The following is a 17,907-nucleotide window of genomic DNA, read 5'->3' as shown; positions in this document are numbered from 1 at the left end:
CACGGAATTAGGGCTCGAGCAGTCTCGGGCCCGGTCCTTGTTCGCGAAGTGTATCCCAGGGATTGCGCAACGGACATTCCTGCATCGACAGGCAGCCGCAACCGATGCAGCCGTCAAGCTGGTTGCGCAGCTTGGTGAGCCGGGCGATTCGCTCGTCGAGTTGGCCGCGCCAGGTTTCCGAGAGGTTGCGCCAGTCCCGCACGGTCAGCGGACGGTCGTGCGGCAGCACCGAGAGCGCGTCTGCGATTTCCGACAGCGGGATACCGGTGCGCTGCGCCACCTTGATCACTGCCACACGCCGCAGGATGCTGCGCGGATAACGCCGCTGGTTTCCGCGGTTGCGCTGGCTGTGGATCAGCCCCTTCGTCTCATAAAAATGCAGGGTGGACACCGCCACACCGCTACGCTCGGCGACCTCGCCGACGGTGAGCTCCTTGGGCATCGTATTGCTCGGACATTTTTCCGTCATGGCTGTTGACCTCAACTATGGTTGAGGTTTTATACCAGCGGCTCCCTGCTTTTCCAAGACGGAGCAACGACATGACTGACAGACTGACCATCGCCCTCATCTATGGCAGCGGCCGCGAAGGGCGTTTTGCCGATACGATCGCGGGATGGCTGGAGCCGGAGCTTGCCAGGTTTGGCCAGTACACCATCGTCCGCATCGACCCGGCCGAGCTGACCTTCACGCCCGGTGGCCTGGACGAGGCTTCGGCAGAGCTCGTCGAAAGCCGGGTTTCGCAGGCGGACGCCTTCCTCATCGTGACGCCGGAATACAACCACGCCTATCCGGCTGCGCTGAAGGCGATCATCGATTCGTGCTTCCGGCCATGGCACGCCAAGCCCATCGCTTTCATCTCCTATGGCGGCGTTTCCGGTGGTCTGCGCGCCGTCGAACAGCTGCGGCTGGTCTTTGCCGAGTTGCATGCAGTGGTGATTCGCGAGACAGTGAGCCTTGCCCACGCCTGGACCCAGTTCGATCCCGTCGGCAATCCCTTCCGTCCCGGCCAGCTCAACGGGCAGCTTGCCGTTCTCCTGAACCGCCTCAACTGGTGGGCCAACGCGCTGAAGTCGGCGCGCATCACAACACGTTACGACGAGGTCGCGGCATGAAGCCAGAACACTATGCGGGGGCGGAAGTCGCCCGCTCTCCGCACGAGATCCGGCGCAATGCCACGATGCTCTTCATCAGCACGCTCACCATCATGTCCGGGGCGACGATTTCCGCCTCGCTGCCGGGCATTGCCGTGCGGTTTGCCGATGTCGAGAACGTTGCGCTGCTCAGCCGGCTGGTGCTGACGCTGCCTGCACTGTTCATCGCGCTGTTTTCGCCGGCCGCCGGTTTTCTTGTCGATCGTTTCGGCCGCAAGCCCTTGCTCGTCGCCTCGCTTGCGCTATTTGCCGTGGCAGGCGCCTCCGGTCTCTTCCTCGATACGCTGCCGGGCCTGCTGATCGGCCGCGCGGTGCTCGGCCTTGCGGTCGGCGGCATCATGACGGCGACGACGGCGCTGGTCGGAGACTTCTTCCAGGGGGCGGCGCGGGATCGCTACATGGGCCTGCAACAGGCCTTCGTGGGGATCGGTGGCACGGCCTTCCTGACGGGGGGCGGGTTCCTTGCGGAAATCCACTGGCGCGGGCCGTTCCTCATCTACACCGTGGCGATCCTGCTGGTGCCGGCAGCGCTTGTGTTCCTGCCCGAGCCGCGCCGTGCTCGCCCGGCCGAGGTGGTCCGGGGGGAGGGCGGGCTCAGTGGCCGCACGGTGGCGTTGCTGGCCGCACTATTCCTCGCCGCCGCGATCAACATGATCGCCTTTTACATGATCCCGACGCAGCTTCCATTCTATCTCGAATCGCTCGGCTTTGCTGCGCCGAGCCTTGCTGGCGTGGCGATCGGGGTGGGGCAGTTCGTCGGGGTGCTGAGTTCGCTCGTCTTCGCGCCGGTCCGCCGGATGCTCGGTACCATGGGTGTCTTCGGCCTTGGCTTCGTCTCGATAGGGCTGTCGTTCCTGCTGCTCTCCAGCGCCACAAGCTATGCCGGCGTGCTGGCGGCGCTGGCCGTTTCGGGCATCTGCATGGGCACGATCATGCCGAATTTTACCGCTGCCGCGATGCTGCTGACACCGCCGAACCTGCGCGGCCGTATCTCGGGCCTGCTTGTATCGAGCATCTTCACCGGGCAATTCCTGTCGCCGATCGTCTCGCAGCCGCTCATCACGGCGTCCGGATTTGGCGGTGCCTATGCGATTGTCGGTGCGGTCGTGCTGGTGCTCGGCATTGCGGCCACGACCATTCGCCTCGCCCGGCCGGGCCATGGCTAGGTCAGGCAAAACCCGTCTGGCGCAGGGCCTCGCCGCAGATCATCGCGGCGGAGAGCGCAACGTTGATGGAGCGTTGGCCTTCGACCATGGGAATGAGCACCCGGCCGCCTGCTGTGTCGTGCACGTGGTCCGGCACGCCGGCGCTTTCTCGGCCGAACAGCAGGATGTCGTCCGACCGGTAGGCGAAGTCGGTGTAATGCTCCGCGGCCTTGGTGGAGGCGAGCACGAGGCGGCGACCGCTTGCCGACCGCCAGTTTTCGAAGTGCTCCCAGCTGATATGTCGCGTCAGTGCGACAGTGGCGAGGTAATCCATGCCGGCGCGTTTCAGGTTGCGATCGGATATGTCGAAGCCCGCTGGCTCGATGATGTCGACCGAAAGGCCGAGGCAGACGGCGAAACGCAGGATCGTGCCGGTATTGCCGGCTATGTCGGGTTGATAGAGGGCGATGTGCAGGTCGGACATGTTGTTTCGCCTAACCGGGATGTGGCGCTAAGGCAACAGATTTGCCCCGAACGGCGAAATTGCGACAAAGCATCTGGCAAATTGCGTCGTTTCGAGCTAACCAAGGCGCATCTACAACGCGAGAAAAGGGAGGTTCCTGATGCAATTATCGAATCGGCTGCGCCTCCCGGCTGGAATCAAGCCTCGTCTCGCTTAGGCACCTCGCCGCTCAAAATCCCATCGCATCCTGACTTTAAATCGCCGTGTGACGTTTTTTCTCGCCGCGCGACAATCCTACCGGAATTCCGTTCCTGACAGCGCCCGTTTTGCGCCGTCCGTCCCGGGTCCGTCTTTTCATTACGGAGAAAGCCATGCTCGGCTGGTTCGAAAGACGTTTGAATCCCTATCCCCCGGAGGCTCCTTCGCTGCCGCCGAAGGGTCTTTTTGCCTTTCTATGGCACTATACGAAGCCGGCTGCACCCTGGCTCGCCGTGCTCGGCTTCTGCTCCATGGTGCTCGGCATCGCGGAAGTCCTGCTGTTCCAGTTCCTCGGCAACATCATCGACTGGCTGTCCAACAGCGATCCGAACACGTTCCTCGCCAAGGAAGGCGGCACGCTGATCTGGATGGCGGCGCTGCTGCTCATCGTCATTCCCGTTGTCGGCGCGCTGCACACGATGACCATGCACCAGGCGCTTGCGGGTAATTTCCCGATGATCGCCCGCTGGCAGATGCACCGTTACCTCATCCGCCAGAGCATGACCTTCTTCTCCAACGAGTTCGCCGGGCGCGTCTCGACGAAGGTCATGCAGACGTCGCTTGCCGTGCGCGAGACGGTGATGAAGATCATCGACGTCTTCATCTACGTGGTGAGCTACTTCGTCTCGATGATCGCGATCATCGCCTCGGCGGACCTGCGTCTCGTCGTGCCGCTGATCGTGTGGTTCGCCATCTACGTCTGCATCCTGCGCTACTTCGTGCCGAAGCTCATGGTGATCTCGCGCGAGCAGGCGGATGCGCGCTCGATGATGACGGGCCGGATCGTCGACAGCTACACCAACATCGCGACGGTAAAGCTGTTCTCGCATGCCGGCCGGGAAGAGACCTATGCCCGCGACGGCATGGATCAGTTCCTGCAGACCGTGCACAACCAGATGCGCAAGATCTCGCTGTTCAACATCGCGATCGACATCAACAACGTCATCACGATGTTCGCCACGGCAGCACTCGGCATCTATTTCTGGATGACCGGCGACGTGTCGGTCGGTGCGGTGGCGGTGGCCGTCGGCCTTGCCATGCGCATCAACGGCATGTCGCAATGGGTGATGTGGGAAGTGACCGCGCTGTTTGAAAATATCGGCACGGTCTATGACGGCATGGGCATGATGACCAAGCCGCATGACATCAAGGATGGCCCGCAGGCGCCCGCCCTGGCGGCGGAAAAGGGCGCGATCAACTTCGACCACGTCCGCTTCCACTACGGCAAGAACAAGGGCGTGATCGAGGACCTGTCGCTGTCGATCGGTGCTGGCGAAAAGGTCGGCCTCGTCGGCCGCTCCGGTGCCGGCAAGACGACGCTGATGAACGTGCTTTTGCGGTTCTACGATCTCGAATCCGGCAAGATCACGATCGATGGCAAGGACATCGCGTCGGTCACGCAGGACAGCCTGCGCTCACAGATCGGCGTGGTGACGCAGGATACCTCGCTGTTGCACCGCTCGATCCGCGACAACATCGCCTACGGTAACCCGGACGCGACGGATGTCGAGATCATCGAGGCAGCGAAGCGGGCGAATGCCTGGGACTTCATCGAAGGCCTCACCGACCAGCAGGGTCGCGCCGGTCTCGATGCCCAGGTCGGCGAACGCGGCGTCAAACTCTCCGGCGGCCAGCGCCAGCGTATCGCGATCGCCCGCGTCTTCCTGAAGGACGCGCCGATCCTGGTGCTGGACGAGGCAACCTCGGCGCTCGATTCGGAAGTCGAGGCGGCGATCCAGGAAAACCTCTTCGCCCTGATGGAGGGCAAGACGGTGATCGCGATCGCTCACCGCCTTTCGACGCTGACGGAGATGGACCGCATCGTCGTGCTCGACAAGGGGCACCTGCACGAGACCGGCACCCATGCCGAGCTCGTCGCCAGGGGTGGCATCTACGCCGACCTCTGGACCCGCCAGTCCGGCGGTTTCATCGCGGATGACGCCAACGCGGAAGTGGCGGCGGAGTAAACAGGAGGGCCGGTCTCCAGGACATGGAGACCGGCCTTCACCTTTCCAATCTTTAAGTTGTCCGTCGCCCAAAACCGCCTATATCGGAGGCATGACCTTCCGCACGCTCTTCTCCTGGTTTGAGAACTGGATTCAGCCCTTTGCGCGGCGGGATGATCTGCGGCCGCCGCAGGGGCTGTTTGCTTTCATCTGGTTCTATGTCGGGCAGGCCAAGGCGCCGTTTGCGGCGATGCTGGTGCTGGGCGGTATCACGGCCGGCATCGAGGCGGCGACGTTCTGGTTTGTCGGGCGACTGGTCGATATTCTGGCGACGGTCAAGCCTGGCGACGGGTGGAGCGGGCTGATCGCGGCGCATGGGCCGGAACTCCTGCTGATGCTGGGGCTGATCGGCCTCGTGCGGTTCGTCGTCACTTTTCTGACGGCGTTGGTCGACCAGCAGGTCATTACGCCCGGCTTCTACAATCTGGTACGCTGGCAATCCTACGTCCATGTCGCGCGCCAGTCGCTCTCCTTCTTCCAGAACGATTTTTCCGGCCGCATCGTCACGAAAGTCTGGTCCGCGGGGCAGGCGACGGGCGATGTCATCACCTCCTTCATGGAAAGCGTGTGGTTCGTGACGATCTACACGGCTTCGACGCTGGTGCTGCTCGGCCAGCTCGACTGGCGGCTTGCGGCGGTGCTTGCCGTCTGGCTTGCGGTCTTTTCCGTGCTGGCGCGCTACTTCGTGCCGCGCATCCGCGAGCATTCACGCCAGACGGCCGAGGCCGCATCCATGCTCAGCGGCCGCATGGTCGATGCCTATTCCAACATCCAGACGCTGAAACTGTTCGGGCGCGACGATGCGAACGACCGCTATATGCGCAATGGCTTTGATACCTTCCAGGCGACGACGCTCAACTTCACGCGGTTCCTGACCGGCGTGCGTGCTTCCATGGCGTTCGTCTCCGGCCTGATGATCGTGGCCATGGCGGTGCTCTCCATCCATCTCTGGCTCGGCGGTATTGCCAGCTCCGGCGCCGTCGCCTTCACCATGGCGCTGGTGCTCCGGCTCAACTTCCTGCTCAACCGGTTGATGACGCAGCTGAACAGCATCATGCGCAACATCGGCACGATCCAGAACTCTGCCGACCTCATTTCCCAGCCGATCGGCCTCGTCGACAAGCCGGATGCGACCGAGATGAAGGTCGTGCGCCCCGAGATCCGCTTCGAGAATGTCCGCTTCCACTACGGCCGTGCCTCTGGTGTTATCGACAACCTGTCGCTGTCGATCCGGCCGGGCGAAAAGGTCGGCATCGTCGGGCGGTCCGGGGCCGGCAAGTCGACGCTCGTCAATCTGCTGCTGCGCTTCTACGATCTCGAGGGCGGGCGCATCCTCGTCGGCGGCGAGGATATTGCCGCCGTCACGCAGGAGAGCCTGCGCGCCAATATCGGCATGGTCAGCCAGGACACGGCGCTGCTGCATCGCTCGATCCGCGACAACATCCTGTTCGGCAATCTGGATGCGAGCGAGGCGGAAGTGATCGAGGCGGCGAAGAAGGCTGAGGCGCACGACTTTATCCTCGCGCTCGAAGACCTGCGCGGCCGCCGCGGCTACGACGCCCATGTCGGCGAGCGCGGCGTCAAGCTGTCCGGCGGCCAGCGCCAGCGCATCGCCATCGCCCGCGTCATGCTGAAGGATGCGCCGATCCTGGTGCTCGACGAGGCAACGTCGGCGCTCGATTCCGAAGTCGAGGCGGCGATCCAGTCAAACCTCGAGCGCCTGATGCGCGGCAAGACCGTGCTCGCCATAGCCCATCGCCTCTCCACCATTGCGGCTCTCGATCGCCTGATCGTCATGGATCGCGGGGATATCGTGGAGGAGGGGACCCATGCGGAGCTCGTCGCCAGGGGCGGGCTCTATGCGGATCTCTGGTCGCGCCAGTCGGGCGGTTTCCTCGGGCATGAGGAAGCGGCGCAATAGAGCCGCAAATCGTCGTTTCGCGACTGCCTTTTCAGCCGGGAAGCGCTGGATGTTCAAGGTGATGCCTGCACCTTGTCAAGATGCCTCGTTTTTCCCGCGACAATGTGCCCACCTCCCCTTGCCAAGGCTAGACATAATTTGCGATCAAGCATAGAACGCGCCGGATTGACGGGGAATCTATGGCCGTATTGTGTCCGGACTTGACCGGTTTCCAAGGGGCGTGGCGGGTTTCCGCAGACATTGCGTGAGAGGATGGTTTAGCCGTGAGCGAACACGAGACATCAAGTGAATCCCTGGGCGAGCCCACTCGCCGCGATTTCCTTTACCTGACCACCGGTATGGCGGGCGTCGTGGGCGGCGTGGCTGTCGCCTGGCCGTTCATCGACCAGATGCGCCCGGATGCGTCGACGCTGGCGCTCGGCGCCATCGATGTCGACGTCTCCAGCCTGACGCCCGGCATGTCCCTGACCGTCAAGTGGCGCGGCAAGCCGGTGTTCATCCGCAACCGTACCGACAAGGAAGTTGAGGAAGCCAAGGCCGTCCAGCTTGGTGATCTCAAGGACTCGGTTGCCCGTAACGCCAACATCGCGGCCGACGCGCAGGCGACGGACCTCGATCGCTCGGCGGGCGAGGGCAAGGAAAACTGGATCATCATGGTCGGCGTCTGTACCCACCTCGGCTGTATTCCGCTCGGCCAGGCCGGCGATTTCGGCGGGTGGTTCTGTCCCTGTCATGGTTCTCACTACGATACCGCTGGTCGTATTCGTAAGGGCCCCGCCCCTGAGAACCTCGCTGTGCCGACCTTTTCGTTCGTATCCGATACAGTCATCAAGATCGGTTGAGGGGACACCTGATAATGAGTGCTGAACATTCAACCTACCAGCCGACGACTGGCATCGAAAAATGGGTCGACTCGCGCCTGCCTCTGCCGCGCATGATCCATGACAGCTTCGTTTCCTACCCGGTTCCGCGCAACCTGAACTATGCCTACACCTTCGGCGCCATGCTGTCGGTGATGCTGATCGTGCAGATCCTGACCGGCATCGTTCTGGCCATGCACTATATCGCCAGCGTCAACGAGGCCTTCGTTTCGGTCGAGAAGATCATGCGCGACGTGAACCACGGCTGGCTGCTGCGCTACATGCACGCCAACGGTGCGTCCTTCTTCTTCATCGCAGTCTACCTGCATATCGCCCGCGGCCTCTACTACGGCTCCTACAAGGCACCGCGCGAAATCCTCTGGATCCTCGGCGTCGTCATCTACCTTCTGATGATGGCAACCGGCTTCATGGGCTACGTTCTGCCCTGGGGTCAGATGTCCTTCTGGGGTGCGACGGTTATCACCGGCTTCTTCTCGGCTTTCCCGTGGGTCGGCGAGTGGATCCAGCAGTTCCTGCTCGGCGGCTTTGCCGTTGATCAGCCGACGCTGAACCGCTTCTTCGCGCTGCACTACCTGCTGCCCTTCATGATCGCCGGCGTCGTCATCCTGCACGTCTGGGCGCTGCACGTCACCGGCCAGACCAACCCGACCGGTGTCGAGGTGAAGTCCAAGACCGACACGGTCGCCTTCACGCCCTATGCGACGCTCAAGGACGCACTCGGCGTTTCGGTCTTCCTGATCGCGTTTGCCTGGTTTGTCTTCTACATGCCGAACTATCTCGGCCACCCGGACAACTACATCCCGGCTGATCCGCTGAAGACCCCGGCGCACATCGTTCCGGAATGGTACTACCTGCCGTTCTACGCGATGCTGCGCGCCATCACCTTCAACGTCGGCCCGATCGACTCGAAGCTCGGCGGCGTTCTGGTGATGTTCGGTGCGATCATCGTGCTGTTCTTCCTGCCCTGGCTCGATACGTCGAAGGTTCGCTCCGCCGTCTATCGCCCCTGGTACAAGCTGTTCTTCTGGATCTTCGTGGCCAATGCCATCCTGCTCGGTTGGCTCGGCGCGATGCCGGCAGAAGGCATCTACGTCATCCTCTCGCAGCTCGGCACTCTGTACTACTTTGGCTTCTTCCTCGTCATCATGCCGGTTCTCGGCCTGATCGAGACCCCGAAGCGCATTCCGAATTCGATCACGGAAGCGGTTCTGGAAAAGAAAAACGCCAAGCTGGCCAAAGCCTGAGAGCGAGCGAGAAAGGAACCATGACAATGAAAAAGCTTGTTTCAGGCATTCTGGCGCTCGCACTCGTCGCCGGCCTCGGCGTCTCCTTCGCCACGGCGGAAGAGGCAGCGCCTGCTGCTGGTGCCGAGGCGGAACACGCCACGCCGCACTACCCGATGCATAAGCCGAGAGAGCAGGACTGGTCCTTTGCCGGCCCGTTCGGCAAGTATGACAAGGGCCAGCTCCAACGCGGCCTGAAGGTCTACACGGAAGTCTGTTCGGCCTGTCATTCGATGAACCTTGTAGCCTTCCGCACGCTGGAAGGCCTCGGTTACTCGGAAGCGCAGGTCAAGGCTTTCGCGGCGAACTACGAAGTGCAGGACGGCCCGAACAGCGACGGTGAGATGTTCACCCGCAAGGCCGTTCCGTCCGACCACTTCCCGTCGCCCTATGCGAACCACGAAGCGGCTGCCGCCTCGAACAACGGTGCGGCGCCGCCGGACTTCTCGCTGATCGCCAAGGCGCGCGGCATTACCCGCGGCTTCCCGCAGTTCGTCTTCGATATCTTCACGCAGTACCAGGAAGGCGGGCCGGACTATATCTACTCGCTGCTGACGGGCTACGATGAAGAGAAGCCGGCGCATGTCGAAGTCGCTGAAGGCACGCACTTCAACCCGTACTTCGCCGGTGCCGCAGCGCTTGCCATGGCCAAGCCGATCTCCGACGACCAGGTCACCTATGACGATGGTTCGCCGCAGACGGTCGACCAGTACGCGCACGACGTTTCCGCCTTCCTGATGTGGGCCGCCGAGCCGCATCTTGAAGAGCGCAAGCGCACCGGCTTCATGGTCATGATCTTCCTGGTGATCTTCACCGGCCTGATCTACCTGACGAAGAAGTCGGTCTACGCGAACAAGGAACACTGAGCAGCCTTCTGGCGCTCGGTTGAAAGGCGGCCTCCGGGCCGCCTTTTTTGTTGAGGGTGGGCGCCGCACCTGCAATAACCGGGCGAACCCCTCCGCAGTCGGGAAAACCATGTCCACACTTGAAAACGAACTCATTGCCGCGATCCGCAACATCCCGGACTATCCGAAGCCGGGCGTCATGTTCCGCGATATCACCACGTTGCTTGGAAACCCACGCGCCTTCCGCCGCGCCGTTGACGAGCTGGTGCATCCTTACGCGGGCATCGGCATCGCAAAGGTCGCTGGCATCGAGGCGCGCGGCTTCATCCTCGGCGGCGCCATGGCGCACCAGCTGTCGACCGGCTTCGTGCCGATCCGCAAGAAGGGCAAGCTGCCGCATGAAACCGTGCGCATTGCCTACAGCCTGGAATACGGCGTGGACGAAATGGAGATGCACAAGGACGCCATCAAGCCGGGCGAGAAGGTGATCCTCATCGACGACCTGATCGCCACCGGCGGCACGGCGGAAGCGGCGGTAAAGCTGCTGCGCCAGATCGGCGCGGATATCGTCGCCGCCTGCTTCGTCATCGACCTGCCGGAACTCGGTGGCCGCAAGAAGCTCGAAGCGCTGGATGTGGAAGTGCGCACGCTGGTTTCCTTCGACGGGCATTGAGCCCTATTCTGCCTCTTGGAAATCCTTTAGGCGCGGAGCGGCCCCCTCATCCGGCCCTTCGGGCCACCTTCTCCCCGCTGGGGAGAAGGTGCCGGCAGGCGGATGAGGGGGCTGCTCGGCGCTCAATAGCGTTCAGACGAACTCCAGCACGGTGCTTTCAAACCGGATGACCGGCTCGTCGTGCTGGTTTCTGCCAGCGTTGAGGATTGTGTTGACGAGGCGACCGGGGCGCGAGGCAAGCTCGCGCGACGCCATCAGCGTCACGGAGTAGGTGATCGTGTCGTCGGCGAAGACCGGTTTCAGCCAGCTGAGCTTCGTGAAACCCGGGGAGGGGCCGAGGTTCGGCGGCACGATACCCTCTTTCGCAAGCCGCTTGCATTCGCGCACCCAGAACGGCACGAAGCATTTCATCCACCCGGCCGCGGAATGCCAACCGGAGGCGCAGAGCCCGCCGAAGAGGGCGTGTTTGGCGAGTTCCGCGTCGAGATGGAAGGGCTGGGGATCGAAGCTCCTGGCGAAACGGATGATGTCCTCTGCCGTAAAGGTGAGGCTGCCGATTTCGACCGTTTCGTTGAAGGGATAAAGCTCAGCCATGCGCATGGTCGGCTCCCTTCTCGGCAAGACGCATCATGTTGATATATTCCGAGACCGCGACGAGTTCGCCGCGCTGGTTGGTCACCTCGGCGCGCATGCGCACGATGCCGATCTCCGGCCGCGAGCGTGACGCGCGGGCCTCCAGCACCACGCAGTGACCGCCGAGCGTGTCACCGGCAAGCACCGGCCGCCTCCACTCCATCAGGTCGACGCCGGGTGAGCCCTCCGAGGTGGAGCCGTTTATGTAGGCCTCGTAGAGCATGCGCATCATCAGCGCACTGGTATGCCAGCCGGAGGCGGCAAGCCCGCCCAGAATGCTGGCGCGGCCGGCCTCCTCGTTGAGATGCATCGGCTGCGGATCGAACTCGCTTGCGAAGGCGATGATTTCGTCCGTTGTCAGGGTTCGCGCGGTAAAGTCGAAGCGGCGTCCCGGCGTAAAGTCTTCGAATGTGTAGGTCGTCACTGCCTGATCCGTCATGTTTCGAAAAACAATGGCGAGCGCGGCACGGTTTTGCAAGGTCTTGTCCGCTCATGCGCTTGCCACCCCGCCGACCGCGGGTAAGGTGGCGCTCCCTGCGGTATGAGGAGACGGCTATCCATGCAGACCTTGAAATCCGTGCTTGACGGAGCGGCTGGCGAGGGCCTCATCTCCGCCGAGCAGGCGGGCACGTTGCTGCCCTATATGGCGGCGCGCGGCGTGGCGCTGCAATCGCCGTCCAAGGCTGATGCGCTCGACATTGCCGGCTCCGCTGAGGATCGCGCCATTTCCCCGATCGAGGATACGGAAGCACCACGTTTCGTCCGCGGTTTCCACGACGTGCTGATCACCATCGGCGTGGCGATTGCCATGGCGGGCGTCTGGGGCGTCGGTGCCTTCCTCGCCGCGTTGCCGGTTATCATCGTGCTGGCGGAAATCCTCGTGAAGCGGCAGCGGCTGGCGCTGCCGGCCGTGCTGCTGACGCTTCTCTATGTCCACTGGATCTTCGTGACGACGGTCATCGCCCTCGATAGTTTCATCGGCCAGCCGGAGCCGGAACCGGTCCTGCATTTCCTGCTCGTCATGCTGCCGTTCGCGATCCTCCTGCCGCCGTTCTACTGGCGCTATCGCATCCCGCTGTCGCTGAGCCTGTGGTTCCTTTCCTTGGCTGCAACTGCTCTCGGCCTGATTTTCCTGGCACTTTCACGCTTCACGGGAAGCGTGGATGTCCTTGCCGATCATCCGGTCATCGCGTCGGCCATCTTCCTTGTGGCGGCGCTTGGTCTTTTTGCGCTGGCGATGGTCTATGACCTGTCGGACCGGTTCCGCGTCACACGCCGGTCCGATATCGCTTTCTGGCTGCATCTCATCACCGCACCCGCGCTGCTCTATGCGATGCTGGCCTTCGTGTTTCTGGGCGACTTCGCCAATGAGCGGCTGTTCAGCGGCAACAAGGGCCTGCCGGACGCGCTGGTCATCGTCGGCATCGTCGTCGTGCTCATGGTGATCGGACTGGTCATCGACCGGCGGGCTTTCGTCACGTCCGGCCTGGTGTCGCTCGGTCTGGCGATCGCCAGCCTTCTCCAGGGCATCGAGGCGGCGCCGGAGGGCTACGTCTTCCTGACGCTGCTGATCGTCGGCGTCGTCGTGCTGACCATCGGCATCGGCTGGCCGCACTTCCGGCGGTGGGCGGTCACGCCGCTGCCGATGGCGCTCAAAGAAAAACTGCCGCCCCTTCGGTAAAGGGCGGCAGCGGATCTGCTGTCGGCGATGTGGAGCGGCTGCTTCAGGTGTTGAAGCGGAAGTGGATGACGTCGCCGTCCTGAACCACGTATTCCTTGCCTTCGTCGCGACCCTTGCCGGCTTCCTTGGCGCCGACTTCGCCCTTGTAGGCGATGTAGTCGTCATAGGCGATCGTGAAGGCGCGAATGAAGCCGCGTTCGAAATCGGTGTGGATGACGCCGGCGGCCTGCGGCGCCTTGGTGCCGCGCACGATGGTCCAGGCGCGGGTTTCCTTGGGGCCGACGGTGAAATAGGTGATCAGGTCGAGCAGGTGGTAGCCGGCGCGGATGAGGCGATCGAGGCCCGCTTCCTCAAGGCCGAGCGCCGAGAGGAATTCCTGAGCTTCCTCTTCCGGAAGCTGGGCGACCTCGGATTCGATCGCAGCCGAGATGATGACGCATTCGGCGCCCTGTTCCTTGGCCATGGCGGCCACGGCTTCGGTATGGCTGTTGCCGGTCGATGCATCGCCTTCCGCGACGTTGCAGACGTAGAGAACCGGATGCGACGTCAGGAGGTTGAGGCCCTTCAGGATCTCAATCTCTTCCGGCGCCAGCGTCTTCAGGAGAAGGCGGGCCGGCTTGCCCTCGTTCAGGAGCTTGACCACGGCTTCCATGATCGGCAGCTGCGAGAGCGATTCCTTGTCCTTGCTGGCGGCGCGCTTGCGCGTCTGCTCGACGCGGCGCTCAAGGCTTTCCAGGTCGGCGAGCATAAGCTCGGTCTCGATCGTGTCGGCGTCGCCGACCGGATTGATGCGCCCCTCGACATGGGTAATGTCGTCATCTTCGAAGCAGCGCAGCACATGCACCACGGCGTCGACTTCGCGGATGTTGGCGAGGAACTTGTTGCCGAGGCCTTCCCCCTTCGAGGCGCCGCGCACGAGGCCGGCGATGTCGACGAAGGAGATGCGCGTCGGGATGATCTCCTTGGAGCCTGCGATGGTCGCAAGCGCCTTCATGCGTGGATCGGGAACCGCCACTTCGCCGGTGTTCGGTTCGATCGTGCAGAAGGGATAGTTTGCCGCCTGCGCCGCCGCCGTCTTGGTCAGCGCATTGAAGAGGGTCGACTTGCCGACATTCGGCAGTCCGACGATACCGCATTTGAAACCCATTGAGGTGGTCCATTCGTCTCGAAAATCGTTGCCCCCGCTATGGGGGAAGGACGGGGCAGGGTCAAGTGTTTGCCGCATGCGCAGCTCTTGAACTCCCCCTTCTCGCGATGCACAATGATGCCTACATCGCTCGAAGGCACACTCACGAGGAGGGCTTCCGATGGGCAACGATGATGTCACCCTGACCCCGAAGACGACAACCAAGCCAAAGCTGGAACGGCCGAAGCTCTACAAGGTCATTCTTGTCAATGACGACTACACGCCGCGCGAATTCGTTGTGCTGGTGCTGAAGGCGGTCTTCAGCATGAACGAGGATGCGAGCCAGCGCGTGATGATCACCGCACACAAGATGGGCACCTGCGTCGTCGTGGTCTGCGCCCGCGATATTGCGGAGACCAAGGCGAAGGAGGCAACGGACCTCGCCAAGGAAGCCGGTTTCCCGCTATTCTTCCAGACCGAGCCGGAAGAGTAGCTCGACCTGTTGGTAGTGCTTGGCGGCATCAACCATTCGGAGCTAGTTCGTATCTTCGAAAGCGGACGTAATGTTCCAATCCATTGCCACCCATGATGTGGACATTTTTCACCACAATAGGGTCACGCCGAAAAGTGTGATAAGCGCCAGCCGAACAACAACAGGAGCGTAATGGTGAGCGAACCGACCGTAGCGGATGCAACAAACCGCATTTATGAATCACTTCAAGCGGACAATGCCGACATCGACGTGCATATCGCGACTCTCAAGGCCGCGTTGACGCGCGAGGGTTTGAAAGAGGCCGTATTCGACCCGTCCAGGCTCGTGCAGAACAACCGCTCCGGCAGGAAGCTCATGCAGGCCTATTTTCGGCAGCGCGGCGTGACGGTGAAATTCTCGGCTTCGTGAAGCCTTCCTTTGACGTCAGACAGGCCGCCGCATGACAGCGGCCTGATTACCCTCAATGAAGACCCGACACCAAGTTCTGCCCTTCGAACGCGACACTGCGGTTGTGGCTTGGCAGCTTTCGGTCCCCAAGCATCATCTATAGAGAGAAGCGGGCAAGTCTAAGAACGCTGGTGGGGCAAATGCTGCCCCATCAAGTGATGCGTTCGCGTTGAGAGCGGCCGATAGAGCCGAGATGAGAACACTTCGGTTGCAGTTGTTTTCGACTGTCGTTCTAGGCCCGTTATCGAAGGTATGACTGGCTTTTGAGAGTGCCATATCGAAGATTGGTTCACACCACATCGGCAGTTCGCTCCAATCGCCAAAATTATCCAAGACGAGAAAGGTATTTGGTATCAGCGTGTTTCGCGTTTCTGGCATTCGGGAAATCAAGACCAATCCAAATGCTTCAGGAATGACATCTATAAGACGTTGGACGGTGATAGGTCGCGCGACAAATTCAGCTACTCGCTGCGTTACCTTCTCATCCACATGTTCCTGCGCTCCCAGTACATCGGCAACAGTACCCACAACGGCCCGGTCTACGCGCTCTAAACGCACTTTAGAATTGAAAATGGAGTTCAGGCGCTTGGCGTATCGAAACAAATTGAATCTCCCACCATCTATTACCTGCTAGGCTACAGACGCCGAGCCCACTGTTTCTCTACCAGTGCCGCTCACCTCTCCGCAACTGGCGCCTCTGCAGCATGACGGCAGGTGGCCCAAAGCAGACCTCTGCCGCCGCCCCATCGCTGTGGTCGGAAGGCTCACCTCGGCGGTCAGGTTACAAAGGGCATGATATCCACGCCGTCGCCGGGGAAGACCGTTATGTGGGGGTGGTCGTGGAAAAGTTGCGCGGCGGCATCGGCGGTCTCGGCCTCAACGACCATATAGCCGCAGAATGGATTGACCGCTTTGGCGACGCCGTCCTTGGTGACACGTGTCGTCTTTCCCACCATGCCGCCACGATCGAGGATAGACGCAGCATTTCTTTCCTCCCAGGCCGCCCACTGTTTGACGCCGATAGCATCGATAGCGTCTTGCTCGGCTTTGGGAAGGCTTCGGAAAGACGCGACGTCCTCGGGCTTAATGGTGTAAACGGCAAGGAAACGGGGCATGCACCACCTCCATGATCTTGAATGCTGGTCAGCTTACACTTTGCGCGCCGGAAAGCACCCCACGGCATAGGAGCACGGCACGCAACAGGAATGACCGCTCCCGGAGCAATGCAGACAACATGACTGCAGCCGACTGCGTGTCCGGCACCATCGGCTCCATCTCGCGCACCTGCTGCAATGCCACGCTGTGAAGCGGTTTCGGTGGTGTGGCCACCACGCCGTTTCCCGAAAGTACTCTAAAAATCACTCGCCCTTGTTGCCGAGCAGCTTTTTCAGCATTTCCGCCATCGGCCCGGTCATCGGCAGGATCTTCGGTTGGGCGTGGTTGCGCGCCGGGCGGATGTGGGACTGGGCGGCGGGTTTTTTCGCCGATGCGTCCTTCTCTTCCGATTTGCCGCCGACGGCGAGCGCCAGCTTGTTCATCAGCTGCGAATCCTCGCCCCGTACCAGCATGTCGGCATTGATCGCCAGTTCGTCGAGCAGCGGGTCGAGCCAGCTGTGGTCGGCCTTGGCGAAATCGCCGAGCACATGGTTGGTAACGAGCTCCTTGACGCCGGGATGGCCGATGCCGAGGCGCAGCCGCCGGTACTCCCGGCCGCAATGGGCGTCGATCGACTTGATGCCGTTATGCCCGCCATGGCCGCCACCGGCCTTGATGCGCGCCTTGCCTGCGGCGAGGTCCAGCTCGTCGTAGATCGCGACGATATCCTTCGGCGCGAGCTTGTAGAAGCGCATGGCCTCGCCGACGGATTCACCCGAAAGGTTCATGAAGGTCTGCGGCTTGATCAGAAGCACTTTTTCGCCGGCGAGTTCGCCATCCGAGATCTCGGCCTTGAACTTCTTCGACCAAGGCGAAAACGGGTTCTTGCGATGGATCGCGTCCAGCGCCATGAAACCGATATTGTGGCGGTTGCCCGCATATTTTGCGCCCGGATTGCCGAGCCCGGCGATGATCAGCATGGAATGGTCCGCCAAAAGGATCTGTCGTTGCCTTCACCACCGCGAAAGCGGCCGGAAGTCAACCGCCTGGGGTTATTTCTTCGCGCCGTTTTGCGCCGTGTGGGTGTTTGGCGGAAGGCCGTAGGCAGTGAAGATGCGGTCCTGCTCGCCGCTCATGATCAGTTTGTCGAGTTCTGCCTGAAGGCGCCTGATGAGATCCGGTGGCGTGTTCTTCTGGCAGGCGAGGCCGTAGATCTGGCCGGCCATCAGCATGGCCTTTTCGACCGGCTGCCCCTGCTTCACCAGGTTTTCGTAGGTCTTGACGGAGGTCGGCATCAGGTCGATGCGTCCAGAGAGCAGCTTGCGCACGCTGATGTCGATGTCGGCAGCGAGATCGATATCCTTGAAGCCGAGGTCTTCCAGCGCCTCGACGGCGAAATCGCCGCGTTGCGAGCCGGCCTTCATGCCGAGCGCTGCGCTGAGTGTCGCCGGCCCCTTGCTGCCATCCTTGCGTTTCAGCAGGACCATCTCATCCTTCAGGAGCGGGTTCACCCAGAGAAAACGGTCGGCTCGTTCGCGGTTATAGCCCGTTGTAAAGACGCAATGCATCGGCTGGCTTTCCGCCATGGCGAAGGCGCGCGCCCATGGCATGATCTCCAGCTTGTAATCGATGCCGGCCGCCTTGGCGATCGCCTCGACCTGCTCGACTGCGATGCCGGTGACCTTGCCGTCCTTCGTGTAGTTGAAGGGCGCGTATTCCTCGGTGACGAAATGCAGGGTTTCGGCAAGCGGCGCGGAAAGGGGAGCAAGCGACAGGCAAAGCGTGAGAAGCAGTGTCTTCATCGT

Annotated in this window: 20 protein-coding genes; 11 read left to right on the top strand and 9 right to left on the bottom strand. The window is 61.9% G+C overall.

Annotation, left to right across the window (positions count from 1 at the left end):
* Positions 1-7: 7 nt before the first annotated feature.
* Positions 8-469 (bottom strand): redox-sensitive transcriptional activator SoxR, encoded by a 462-nt coding sequence (gene soxR / locus AC1RT2_RS21465; RefSeq protein ID WP_493105144.1) that lies wholly within the window; start codon positions 467-469, stop codon positions 8-10.
* Positions 470-540: 71 nt separating this feature from the next.
* Between soxR and AC1RT2_RS21460 the strand changes: the two genes are divergently transcribed.
* Complete coding sequence (locus AC1RT2_RS21460) at positions 541-1,113, top strand: NADPH-dependent FMN reductase (RefSeq protein ID WP_493105142.1); 573 nt, start codon at positions 541-543, stop codon at positions 1,111-1,113.
* A complete protein-coding gene (locus tag AC1RT2_RS21455) occupies positions 1,110-2,318 on the top strand; it encodes an MFS transporter (protein ID WP_493105140.1) in 1,209 nt (402 codons plus the stop codon). Before AC1RT2_RS21460 ends, AC1RT2_RS21455 begins: the two co-directional genes overlap by 4 nt.
* 1 nt (position 2,319) lies before the next feature.
* Here the strand turns inward: AC1RT2_RS21455 and AC1RT2_RS21450 are convergent, their stop codons facing one another.
* Positions 2,320-2,781, bottom strand: a complete 462-nt coding sequence (locus AC1RT2_RS21450; RefSeq protein ID WP_493105138.1) for a tRNA (cytidine(34)-2'-O)-methyltransferase — start codon at positions 2,779-2,781, stop codon at positions 2,320-2,322.
* Positions 2,782-3,131: 350 nt separating this feature from the next.
* On the opposite strand from AC1RT2_RS21450, the gene AC1RT2_RS21445 reads away from it, so the two are divergent.
* The 6 genes from AC1RT2_RS21445 to AC1RT2_RS21420 all read left to right on the top strand — a co-directional run bounded on the left by AC1RT2_RS21445 (position 3,132) and on the right by AC1RT2_RS21420 (position 10,627).
* The gene (locus AC1RT2_RS21445; protein WP_493105136.1) at positions 3,132-4,985 is read left to right on the top strand and encodes an ABC transporter ATP-binding protein; all 1,854 of its coding nucleotides are present in this window, start codon (positions 3,132-3,134) and stop codon (positions 4,983-4,985) included.
* A 91-nt stretch (positions 4,986-5,076) separates the two neighbouring features.
* On the top strand, positions 5,077-6,945 hold the full coding sequence (locus tag AC1RT2_RS21440) for an ABC transporter ATP-binding protein (RefSeq protein WP_493105134.1): 1,869 nt from the start codon (positions 5,077-5,079) through the stop codon (positions 6,943-6,945).
* A 263-nt stretch (positions 6,946-7,208) separates the two neighbouring features.
* Positions 7,209-7,787 (top strand): ubiquinol-cytochrome c reductase iron-sulfur subunit, encoded by a 579-nt coding sequence (gene petA / locus AC1RT2_RS21435; protein WP_069058071.1) that lies wholly within the window; start codon positions 7,209-7,211, stop codon positions 7,785-7,787.
* Positions 7,788-7,801: 14 nt separating this feature from the next.
* Positions 7,802-9,070 carry a cytochrome b gene (locus AC1RT2_RS21430; RefSeq protein ID WP_069058072.1) on the top strand — a complete coding sequence of 423 codons (1,269 nt, stop codon included), beginning with the start codon at positions 7,802-7,804 and terminating at the stop codon, positions 9,068-9,070.
* Between the two features lie 26 nt (positions 9,071-9,096).
* On the top strand, positions 9,097-9,975 hold the full coding sequence (locus AC1RT2_RS21425; protein ID WP_493105131.1) for a cytochrome c1: 879 nt from the start codon (positions 9,097-9,099) through the stop codon (positions 9,973-9,975).
* Between the two features lie 109 nt (positions 9,976-10,084).
* On the top strand, positions 10,085-10,627 hold the full coding sequence (locus tag AC1RT2_RS21420; protein WP_069058073.1) for an adenine phosphoribosyltransferase: 543 nt from the start codon (positions 10,085-10,087) through the stop codon (positions 10,625-10,627).
* Between the two features lie 132 nt (positions 10,628-10,759).
* Here the strand turns inward: AC1RT2_RS21420 and AC1RT2_RS21415 are convergent, their stop codons facing one another.
* Together AC1RT2_RS21415 and AC1RT2_RS21410 are read right to left on the bottom strand one after the other, a co-directional pair.
* Positions 10,760-11,227, bottom strand: a complete 468-nt coding sequence (locus AC1RT2_RS21415; protein WP_493105129.1) for a MaoC family dehydratase — start codon at positions 11,225-11,227, stop codon at positions 10,760-10,762.
* Positions 11,214-11,699, bottom strand: a complete 486-nt coding sequence (locus AC1RT2_RS21410) for a MaoC family dehydratase (protein ID WP_493105127.1) — start codon at positions 11,697-11,699, stop codon at positions 11,214-11,216. The genes AC1RT2_RS21415 and AC1RT2_RS21410 overlap by 14 nt, the downstream gene beginning before the upstream one ends.
* 120 nt (positions 11,700-11,819) lie before the next feature.
* Here AC1RT2_RS21410 and AC1RT2_RS21405 point away from each other — a divergent pair, with 120 nt between their 5' ends.
* Positions 11,820-12,941 (top strand): hypothetical protein, encoded by a 1,122-nt coding sequence (locus tag AC1RT2_RS21405; RefSeq protein ID WP_493105125.1) that lies wholly within the window; start codon positions 11,820-11,822, stop codon positions 12,939-12,941.
* A gap of 43 nt (positions 12,942-12,984) precedes the next feature.
* Here the strand turns inward: AC1RT2_RS21405 and ychF are convergent, their stop codons facing one another.
* Positions 12,985-14,088 carry a redox-regulated ATPase YchF gene (ychF, locus tag AC1RT2_RS21400; RefSeq protein WP_069058076.1) on the bottom strand — a complete coding sequence of 368 codons (1,104 nt, stop codon included), beginning with the start codon at positions 14,086-14,088 and terminating at the stop codon, positions 12,985-12,987.
* Between the two features lie 160 nt (positions 14,089-14,248).
* Between ychF and clpS the strand changes: the two genes are divergently transcribed.
* Positions 14,249-14,560 carry an ATP-dependent Clp protease adapter ClpS gene (gene clpS, locus AC1RT2_RS21395; protein ID WP_493105122.1) on the top strand — a complete coding sequence of 104 codons (312 nt, stop codon included), beginning with the start codon at positions 14,249-14,251 and terminating at the stop codon, positions 14,558-14,560.
* 171 nt (positions 14,561-14,731) lie between these two features.
* Complete coding sequence (locus AC1RT2_RS21390; protein ID WP_083242801.1) at positions 14,732-14,968, top strand: hypothetical protein; 237 nt, start codon at positions 14,732-14,734, stop codon at positions 14,966-14,968.
* Between the two features lie 132 nt (positions 14,969-15,100).
* Here AC1RT2_RS21390 and AC1RT2_RS21385 read toward each other — a convergent pair whose 3' ends face one another.
* From AC1RT2_RS21385 to AC1RT2_RS21370, 4 genes are all read right to left on the bottom strand, one after another.
* On the bottom strand, positions 15,101-15,610 hold the full coding sequence (locus AC1RT2_RS21385) for a hypothetical protein (protein ID WP_493105120.1): 510 nt from the start codon (positions 15,608-15,610) through the stop codon (positions 15,101-15,103).
* A gap of 173 nt (positions 15,611-15,783) precedes the next feature.
* The gene (locus AC1RT2_RS21380; RefSeq protein WP_493105118.1) at positions 15,784-16,122 is read right to left on the bottom strand and encodes a hypothetical protein; all 339 of its coding nucleotides are present in this window, start codon (positions 16,120-16,122) and stop codon (positions 15,784-15,786) included.
* Between the two features lie 243 nt (positions 16,123-16,365).
* The gene (gene pth / locus AC1RT2_RS21375; protein ID WP_493105116.1) at positions 16,366-17,082 is read right to left on the bottom strand and encodes an aminoacyl-tRNA hydrolase; all 717 of its coding nucleotides are present in this window, start codon (positions 17,080-17,082) and stop codon (positions 16,366-16,368) included.
* A gap of 72 nt (positions 17,083-17,154) precedes the next feature.
* A complete protein-coding gene (locus AC1RT2_RS21370; protein WP_493105114.1) occupies positions 17,155-17,904 on the bottom strand; it encodes a substrate-binding periplasmic protein in 750 nt (249 codons plus the stop codon).
* Positions 17,905-17,907: the final 3 nt, after the last annotated feature.

It is taken from the genome of Shinella sp. GW821-FHT11G07 (genome assembly GCF_058808115.1).
Note: the sequence above shows the minus strand (reverse complement) of the source record. Positions and strands in the feature narration are given on the sequence as shown.

What these genes read in the sequence shown, in the direction of transcription:
- soxR (WP_493105144.1), bottom strand. Translation starts at nt 469, where the DNA reads ATGACGGAAAAATGTCCGAGCAATACGATGCCCAAGGAGCTCACCGTC.
- AC1RT2_RS21460 (WP_493105142.1), top strand. Translation starts at nt 541, where the DNA reads ATGACTGACAGACTGACCATCGCCCTCATCTATGGCAGCGGCCGCGAA.
- AC1RT2_RS21455 (WP_493105140.1), top strand. Translation starts at nt 1,110, where the DNA reads ATGAAGCCAGAACACTATGCGGGGGCGGAAGTCGCCCGCTCTCCGCAC.
- AC1RT2_RS21450 (WP_493105138.1), bottom strand. Translation starts at nt 2,781, where the DNA reads ATGTCCGACCTGCACATCGCCCTCTATCAACCCGACATAGCCGGCAAT.
- AC1RT2_RS21445 (WP_493105136.1), top strand. Translation starts at nt 3,132, where the DNA reads ATGCTCGGCTGGTTCGAAAGACGTTTGAATCCCTATCCCCCGGAGGCT.
- AC1RT2_RS21440 (WP_493105134.1), top strand. Translation starts at nt 5,077, where the DNA reads ATGACCTTCCGCACGCTCTTCTCCTGGTTTGAGAACTGGATTCAGCCC.
- AC1RT2_RS21430 (WP_069058072.1), top strand. Translation starts at nt 7,802, where the DNA reads ATGAGTGCTGAACATTCAACCTACCAGCCGACGACTGGCATCGAAAAA.
- AC1RT2_RS21425 (WP_493105131.1), top strand. Translation starts at nt 9,097, where the DNA reads ATGAAAAAGCTTGTTTCAGGCATTCTGGCGCTCGCACTCGTCGCCGGC.
- AC1RT2_RS21420 (WP_069058073.1), top strand. Translation starts at nt 10,085, where the DNA reads ATGTCCACACTTGAAAACGAACTCATTGCCGCGATCCGCAACATCCCG.
- AC1RT2_RS21415 (WP_493105129.1), bottom strand. Translation starts at nt 11,227, where the DNA reads ATGCGCATGGCTGAGCTTTATCCCTTCAACGAAACGGTCGAAATCGGC.
- AC1RT2_RS21410 (WP_493105127.1), bottom strand. Translation starts at nt 11,699, where the DNA reads ATGACGGATCAGGCAGTGACGACCTACACATTCGAAGACTTTACGCCG.
- AC1RT2_RS21405 (WP_493105125.1), top strand. Translation starts at nt 11,820, where the DNA reads ATGCAGACCTTGAAATCCGTGCTTGACGGAGCGGCTGGCGAGGGCCTC.
- ychF (WP_069058076.1), bottom strand. Translation starts at nt 14,088, where the DNA reads ATGGGTTTCAAATGCGGTATCGTCGGACTGCCGAATGTCGGCAAGTCG.
- clpS (WP_493105122.1), top strand. Translation starts at nt 14,249, where the DNA reads ATGGGCAACGATGATGTCACCCTGACCCCGAAGACGACAACCAAGCCA.
- AC1RT2_RS21390 (WP_083242801.1), top strand. Translation starts at nt 14,732, where the DNA reads ATGGTGAGCGAACCGACCGTAGCGGATGCAACAAACCGCATTTATGAA.
- AC1RT2_RS21380 (WP_493105118.1), bottom strand. Translation starts at nt 16,122, where the DNA reads ATGCCCCGTTTCCTTGCCGTTTACACCATTAAGCCCGAGGACGTCGCG.
- pth (WP_493105116.1), bottom strand. Translation starts at nt 17,082, where the DNA reads ATGCTGATCATCGCCGGGCTCGGCAATCCGGGCGCAAAATATGCGGGC.
- AC1RT2_RS21370 (WP_493105114.1), bottom strand. Translation starts at nt 17,904, where the DNA reads ATGAAGACACTGCTTCTCACGCTTTGCCTGTCGCTTGCTCCCCTTTCC.